Genomic DNA, 7,167 nt, shown 5'->3' with positions numbered 1-7,167 from the left:
GGGGCCACCGCGCTACCCACGCCGGCGCACGCGAGCGCAGCGGACACAGCGGCGCCAGCCGCCAATCGGCCCGCACCTCGATGAATGAACATGGCCCGAAGGGATGAGAGTCGAAGGTTCATCGGGACTCCTGGCGCGTCAGCGCGCAGCCCTTTTTTGCGGTTGGAAAGAGACAAGATAATCGGAGCACACAATGAAAAAAGCGCCGCGCAAGCGCGACGCTTCTTGAGTTTTCTACGCGTCGTGAGCGCGTAGTTTACTTTACTTGTCGAGCACAATGCGAAGCATGCGACGCAGCGGCTCCGCAGCGCCCCACAGCAGCTGATCGCCGACCGTGAAAGCCGACAGATATTCGCCGCCCATCGCCAGTTTGCGCACGCGGCCGACCGGCACCGTCAACGTACCCGTGACAACCGCCGGGGACAGATCGCGCATCGACGCTTCACGCTCGTTCGGCACGACCTTGACCCAGTCGTTGCCCGACGCGAGGATGCTGTTCACCTCGTCCAGCGGCACGTCCTTGTTCAGCTTGATGGTCAGTGCCTGCGAGTGGCAGCGCATGGCGCCGATCCGCACGCACAGGCCGTCGACGGGAATCGAACCCGGCGTGCCCATGGCCGGCTTGCCGAGAATCTTGTTGGTTTCCGCGCCGCCCTTCCACTCTTCCTTCGACATGCCGTTGCCGAGATCCTTGTCGATCCACGGAATCAGCGAGCCGGCGAGCGGCACGCCGAAGTTGTCGGTCGGCATGCGGTCGCTATTCATCGCGGAGAGCACGCGACGGTCGATGTCGAGAATCGCCGACGACGGATCCGCCAGGTCTTCCTTCGCTGCACCGTACAGCGTGCCCATCTGCTGCAGCAGTTCGCGCATGTTTTGCGCGCCCGCGCCCGAAGCGGCCTGATACGTCATGGCCGTCATCCAGTCGACGAGGTTCTCGCGGAACAGGCCGCCGAGCGCCATCAGCATCAGGCTGACCGTGCAATTGCCGCCGATGAAGTTCTTCTGGCCCTTGACCAGCGCGTTCTTGATCACGTCGAGGTTGACCGGATCGAGAATGATGACCGCGTCGTCCTTCATGCGCAGCGACGAAGCCGCGTCGATCCAGTAGCCGTTCCAGCCCGCTGCGCGCAGCTTCGGGAACACGTCGTTCGTGTAATCGCCGCCCTGGCACGAGATGATCGCTTCGCACTTCTTCAGGTCTTCGATGCTTGTCGCATCTTTGAGCTTGGTCTCGTTTTTGGCGAACGACGGCGCGTTGCCGCCCGCGTTGCTGGTGCTGAAAAACACCGGTTCGATAAGATCGAAATCGCCTTCCTGCTGCATGCGTTGCATCAGGACGCTGCCGACCATGCCGCGCCAACCTACGAGACCTACGTTCATGACTTCATACCCTTCGAGTGGAAACTTCCCCGCATCTTTGCCGCGCAGTGACCGCGCGGGGAAGATGAGCGGGCACGACGGACGATCAGCGTTTCGTGATCGTTTTCGGGGTAATCGTTTTAATGGAAGCTTTGGCGGTAATGGCGAGCTCAACCACACGGGCCGTTTTGCCGTGCAGTGTCGAAATCGAGGAGATTTGAGCTGTGTGCGCCATCGCTACAATATACACGAAAACCGGAATCCGGCGACCTGAATGTCTGTCGCTGCCGTCCGTATTACGCGCGAATCGGCCTGTTTCAAGGCCGATTCGCGTTTTAAAGGTCGTTTGATGACCTGACTACCGCTTAACGCACCTGCGCGCTTACAGTGCTGCGACGACTGCGTCGCCCATGGCGACCGTGCCGACCTGCTTGCAACCTTGCGTGAGAATATCGCCGGTGCGATAGCCTTGTTCGAGCACCTTTTTTACGGCGTTTTCGATACGATCCGCCTGCTCCGCCTTGTTCAGCGAATAGCGCAGCATCATGGCCGCCGACAGAATGGTCGCCAGCGGATTCGCGACGCCCTTGCCGGCGATGTCCGGTGCCGACCCGTGCGACGGCTCGTACAAGCCCTTGTTGTTCTTGTCGAGCGAGGCGGACGGCAGCATGCCGATCGAACCCGTCAGCATGGCCGCTTCGTCGGAGAGAATATCGCCGAACATGTTGCCGGTGACGACCACGTCGAACGCCTTCGGTGCCTTCACCAGTTGCATCGCGGCGTTATCGACGTACATGTGCGACAACTCCACGTCCGCATATTCCTTCGACACGTCGATCATCACGTCGCGCCATAACTGCGACGTTTCGAGCACGTTGGCCTTGTCCACGCTCGTCAGCTTCTTCTGGCGCTTTTGCGCCGCCTGAAACGCGACGTGCGCAATGCGGCGCACTTCGGGTTCCGAATAACGCATCGTGTCGAAGCCTTCCTTCGCGCCTTCGAACAGCCCGTCCGGCGACGAACGCACGCCACGCGGCGAGCCGAAATAGATGTCGCCGTTCAGTTCACGCACGATCAGGATATCGAGGCCCGAGACGATCTCTTCCTTCAACGACGACGCGCCGGTGAGTTGCGGATAGCAGATCGCCGGACGGAAGTTCGCGAACAGTTGCAGGTGCTTGCGCAGACCGAGAATGGCCTGCTCCGGACGCAGCGCGCGTTCGAGCGAGTCGTACTTCCAGTCGCCGACCGCGCCGAACAGGATCGCGTCGGCTTCTTTTGCCAGCGCCAGCGTCGAATCGGGCAGCGGGTGGCCCTTCGCTTCGTAGCCCGCGCCGCCAACCGGCGCTTCTTCGAGTTCGAACTTTTCGCCGAGCACGTTCAGAACCTTGACGGCTTCCTTGACGATTTCGGGACCGATGCCGTCGCCCGGCAAGACTGCGATCTTCATGCGAATTCCTTGAGGTTTGCTTTGAGACTTTTGAGCGTTCAACCGACGATGCGGTGATTCAGCCAAGGCTGCTTCGTAATGCGCTCCGCTTCGAATTGGCGAATCTTGTCCGCGTGGCGCAGCGTGAGGCCGATGTCGTCGAAACCGTTCAGCAGGCAGTACTTGCGGAACGCCGCGACTTCGAACGGATATTCGGTGCCGCCGTCCGATGTGCGCACGACTTGCGCTTCGAGATCGACCGTCAGCTTGAAACCGTTGAACGCATACGTTTCGTTGAACAGGTGATCGACCTGCTGTTCGGTCAGCACGATCGGCAACACGCCGTTCTTGAAGCAGTTGTTATAGAAAATGTCGGCGAAACTCGGCGCGATCAGCGCGCGAAAGCCGTATTGCTCCAACGCCCACGGCGCATGCTCACGCGAGCTGCCGCAGCCAAAGTTCTTGCGAGCGAGCAGCACCGAAGCGCCCTGATAACGCGGCTGGTTTAGCACGAAATCCGGATTCAGCGGACGCTTCGAATTGTCCTGCCCCGGCTCGCCGTGGTCGAGGTAGCGCCATTCGTCGAACGCGTTCGGACCGAAACCCGTGCGCTTGATCGACTTCAGGAATTGCTTCGGAATGATCGCGTCCGTGTCGACGTTCTCGCGATCGAGCGGCGCCACGACGCCGGTGTGTACGATGAATTTATCCATGACGCTTGCGCCTGTTTCAAGTCCGGGCGATGCGCGCGGCGGCCGGAAAGCCGCTCGGCGCAGAGCCGGCAAAAATCAAAAACCGCTTATTTATCAGCGTGATTGCTGATCGAATTGCCGAGGTGGGACATGTCCTCGCCGAATCCGTGCACCGTGTTGCAACCGGCCAGACCGAGCAACAGCCCAGCCAGAGTACCGAGCGCGAAGCGGCGCAATAGAGTGGTGCGATTCATGTTCTTCATCATGCGTGTTTATCCAAGCTTGCGAATATCGACGAAATGCCCTTCGATGGCCGCAGCCGCAGCCATCGCGGGACTCACGAGGTGGGTACGGCCACCGGTGCCCTGACGACCTTCGAAATTACGATTCGACGTGGACGCGCAACGCTCGCCCGGATCCAGCCGGTCGGCGTTCATGGCGAGACACATCGAGCAACCCGGTTCACGCCATTCGAAACCGGCGTCGGTAAAGACCTTGTCGAGGCCTTCACGTTCCGCCTGCGCCTTCACGAGACCCGAACCCGGCACCACCATGGCCAGACGGATGTTCGGCGCCACGCGGCGGCCCAGTTTCTTCACGACGTAAGCCGCGGCGCGAATGTCTTCAATGCGCGCGTTGGTGCACGACCCGATGAAGATTTTATCCGGCTTGATCGACTCGATCGGCGCATTCGGTTCGAGCGCCATGTATTTCAGCGCGCGCTCCATGGCGTCACGCTTGACCGGGTCTTTCTCACGATCCGGATCCGGCACGCGACCGTCCACGGCCGTGACCATTTCCGGCGACGTGCCCCACGTGACTTGCGGCACGATCTCCGCAGCGTTCAGTTCGACCACGCGATCGAAGTGCGCGCCTTCGTCCGTCTTGAACTGCTTCCAGTACTCGACCGCGTGATCCCACTCCACGCCTTCCGGCGAGAACGGGCGGCCCTTCAGGTAGTCGATGGTGGTGTCGTCGACCGCGACCATGCCGGCGCGCGCGCCCGCTTCGATCGCCATGTTGCAGACCGTCATGCGGCCTTCCATGGAGAGCGCGCGAATCGTCGAACCGCCGAACTCGATCGCGTAGCCCGTGCCGCCAGCCGTGCCGATCTTGCCGATGATGGCCAGCACGATGTCTTTCGCGGTGCAGCCACGCGGCAGCGCGCCTTCCACCTTCACCAGCATGTTCTTGCTTTTCTTCTGCAAGAGCGTTTGCGTGGCCAGCACGTGCTCGACTTCCGACGTGCCGATGCCATGCGCCAGCGCGCCGAACGCGCCGTGCGTGGACGTGTGCGAGTCGCCGCAGACGATCGTCATGCCCGGCAGCGTGGCGCCCTGTTCCGGCCCGATGATGTGCACGATGCCCTGACGCAGATCGTTCATCTTGAACTGCGTGATGCCGTAGGCGTCGCAGTTCGAATCGAGCGTGTCGACTTGCAGCTTGGAAACCGGATCGGCGATACCGTGGCTGCGGTCCGTGGTCGGGACGTTATGGTCCGAGACCGCCAGGTTCGCGCTGATGCGCCACACCGGACGCTCAGCCAGCTTCAGGCCTTCGAACGCCTGAGGGCTGGTGACTTCGTGCAGCAGGTGACGGTCGATATAGAGAATCGTCGTGCCGTCTTCTTCCGTGTGGACCACGTGTGTGTTCCACAATTTGTCGTAGAGAGTCTGTGCCATGGTATGCGGGGTAGTAATGACTTCGGGCTGACCGTGTCGGTCGATTATGCCACGCAGCGCCCCGCCTGGGCCGCTCAATCAGGGAGAAAACCGATAAAAAACAGGGAGTTGGGTGGTAGTGTCGATACCTGTATTGGCGTTACCCGGCAAGCGCGCGTGTGGCGGTGGTTTGCTGCGCCGCCGCGCAAATGCAGGCTCAGCGCGCGGGACAAGAAGCCGAAAACAAAATGCCCCGACGGAGAACCCGTCGGGGCACTTTTATCAGCAGACTCCGTGTTAGCTCGTAGCAAAACCGCCGCTACGGACTATGCGGACTCAAACCCGATCAACGTTCGCCGATCGGCTTCGCTTCACGTTGCGTGTCGCCGATGAACAGCTGACGCGGGCGGCCAATCTTCTGTTCCGGATCGGCGATCATTTCGTTCCACTGCGCAATCCAGCCGACCGTACGCGCCATCGCGAAGATACACGTGAACATCGACGTCGGGATGCCCAGCGCGCGCTGCACGATGCCCGAGTAGAAGTCGACGTTCGGGTACAGCTTACGCGACACGAAGTATTCGTCTTCCAGTGCGATCTTTTCCAGTGCCATGGCCAGCTTGAACAGCGGGTCGTCGTGCAGGCCCAGCTCTTCCAGCACTTCGTGGCAGGTTTCGCGCATCAGCTTCGCACGCGGGTCGTAGTTCTTGTAGACGCGGTGACCGAAGCCCATCAGCTTCACGCCCGAGTTCTTGTCCTTCACCTGCTTGATGAACTCGGGAATGTTATCGACCGAGCCGATTTCTTCCAGCATGTTCAGCGCGGCTTCGTTCGCACCACCGTGCGCCGGGCCCCACAGACACGCGATACCCGCTGCGATACACGCGAACGGGTTCGCACCCGACGAACCGGCGAGACGCACGGTCGACGTCGATGCATTCTGCTCGTGGTCCGCGTGCAGGATCAGGATACGGTCGAGCGCGCGCACCAGCACGTCGTTGACCTTGTACTCTTCGCACGGGTTCGAGAACATCATGTGCATGAAGTTCGCGCTGTACGACAGGTCGTTCTTCGGGTACGCAAACGGCTGACCGATGCTGTACTTGTACGCCATGGCGACCAGCGTCGGCAGCTTCGCGATCATGCGAATGGCCGACACTTCACGGTGGCGCGGATTGTTGATGTCGAGCGAGTCGTGATAGAACGCCGACAGCGCGCCGACCGCGGCGACCAGAATCGCCATCGGGTGCGCGTCGCGACGAAAACCACGGAAGAAGAAGTGCATTTGCTCATGCACCATCGTGTGGTTCGTGACCGTCTTCACGAATTCGGCGTTTTGCTGCGCGTTCGGCAGTTCGCCCTTCAGCAGCAAATAGCAGGTTTCGAGGAAGTCGGCGTTTTGCGCGAGGTTGTCGATCGGGTAGCCGCGATACAGCAGCTCGCCCTTGTCGCCGTCGATGTACGTGATCGCCGAATTGCAAGCCGCCGTCGACATGAAGCCCGGGTCGTACGTGAACTTGCCGGTCTGGCCGTACAGTTTGCGGATGTCGATCACGTCCGGGCCGAGAGTGCCCTTGTAAATCGGCATTTCAACGCTCGGCGAATTGTCGCTGAACGATAGCGTGGCTTTAACATCTGACGGGGTCATAGCACATCCTCAATCGAAGTATGGAAACAGGGTTTCGATAATTGCACGCCTGGGACAACGGACAAGCGCGGACAAGCAGCGCTCAAGCCGGTCATGCCGGTCAGGCATTCCGCAGCAGCTCCAGCACCCGGATCACATCCGGGTCTGCAAGGTCGCCCTCAGGTTCCTTGCGCACGAGCAGCAAGTCCATCAGGTCGTTATCGCTCAGCTCGAGCAGGCGCGTGAGGGCGCCCACGTCGGCATCGCTGAGGTCATGCTCATATCGGCCGAAAAAACGCTCAAAGATCAGATCGTTTTCCAGCAGGCCCCGGGGGGGGGGGGGGGGGGGGGGCCGGCGGCGCCCGGGGGGGGGGGGGGGGGGGGGGGGGGGGGGGG

Annotated in this window: 7 protein-coding genes; all 7 read right to left on the bottom strand. The window is 61.1% G+C overall.

Features of this window, described 5'->3' with window-relative positions; genetic code table 11:
* Positions 1 to 261: 261 nt before the first annotated feature.
* Positions 262 to 1,383 (bottom strand): aspartate-semialdehyde dehydrogenase, encoded by a 1,122-nt coding sequence (gene asd, locus PQR32_RS41900; RefSeq protein ID WP_408241712.1) that lies wholly within the window; start codon positions 1,381 to 1,383, stop codon positions 262 to 264.
* A gap of 361 nt (positions 1,384 to 1,744) precedes the next feature.
* Positions 1,745 to 2,812 (bottom strand): 3-isopropylmalate dehydrogenase, encoded by a 1,068-nt coding sequence (gene leuB / locus PQR32_RS41895; protein WP_408241709.1) that lies wholly within the window; start codon positions 2,810 to 2,812, stop codon positions 1,745 to 1,747.
* 38 nt (positions 2,813 to 2,850) lie between these two features.
* On the bottom strand, positions 2,851 to 3,504 hold the full coding sequence (gene leuD, locus PQR32_RS41890; protein WP_132383622.1) for a 3-isopropylmalate dehydratase small subunit: 654 nt from the start codon (positions 3,502 to 3,504) through the stop codon (positions 2,851 to 2,853).
* An 86-nt stretch (positions 3,505 to 3,590) separates the two neighbouring features.
* Positions 3,591 to 3,749: an entericidin A/B family lipoprotein gene (locus PQR32_RS41885; protein ID WP_028196115.1), complete on the bottom strand. Its 159-nt coding sequence runs from the start codon at positions 3,747 to 3,749 to the stop codon at positions 3,591 to 3,593.
* A gap of 6 nt (positions 3,750 to 3,755) precedes the next feature.
* Positions 3,756 to 5,165 carry a 3-isopropylmalate dehydratase large subunit gene (gene leuC / locus PQR32_RS41880; RefSeq protein ID WP_408241706.1) on the bottom strand — a complete coding sequence of 470 codons (1,410 nt, stop codon included), beginning with the start codon at positions 5,163 to 5,165 and terminating at the stop codon, positions 3,756 to 3,758.
* 325 nt (positions 5,166 to 5,490) lie between these two features.
* Positions 5,491 to 6,792 carry a citrate synthase gene (gene gltA / locus PQR32_RS41875; protein WP_408241703.1) on the bottom strand — a complete coding sequence of 434 codons (1,302 nt, stop codon included), beginning with the start codon at positions 6,790 to 6,792 and terminating at the stop codon, positions 5,491 to 5,493.
* Between the two features lie 100 nt (positions 6,793 to 6,892).
* The coding region (locus PQR32_RS41870; protein WP_408241700.1) for an FAD assembly factor SdhE at positions 6,893 to 7,167 on the bottom strand (275 nt) is incomplete at its 5' end.

The organism is Paraburkholderia dipogonis, assembly GCF_046027395.1.
In the GTDB taxonomy this organism is placed as follows: Bacteria; Pseudomonadota; Gammaproteobacteria; order Burkholderiales; family Burkholderiaceae; genus Paraburkholderia; species Paraburkholderia dipogonis_A.
This window is presented reverse-complemented; position numbering and strand designations above follow the sequence as displayed.

What these genes read in the sequence shown, in the direction of transcription:
- PQR32_RS41885 (WP_028196115.1), bottom strand. Translation starts at nt 3,749, where the DNA reads ATGATGAAGAACATGAATCGCACCACTCTATTGCGCCGCTTCGCGCTC.
- leuB (WP_408241709.1), bottom strand. Translation starts at nt 2,812, where the DNA reads ATGAAGATCGCAGTCTTGCCGGGCGACGGCATCGGTCCCGAAATCGTC.
- gltA (WP_408241703.1), bottom strand. Translation starts at nt 6,792, where the DNA reads ATGACCCCGTCAGATGTTAAAGCCACGCTATCGTTCAGCGACAATTCG.
- asd (WP_408241712.1), bottom strand. Translation starts at nt 1,383, where the DNA reads ATGAACGTAGGTCTCGTAGGTTGGCGCGGCATGGTCGGCAGCGTCCTG.
- leuD (WP_132383622.1), bottom strand. Translation starts at nt 3,504, where the DNA reads ATGGATAAATTCATCGTACACACCGGCGTCGTGGCGCCGCTCGATCGC.
- leuC (WP_408241706.1), bottom strand. Translation starts at nt 5,165, where the DNA reads ATGGCACAGACTCTCTACGACAAATTGTGGAACACACACGTGGTCCAC.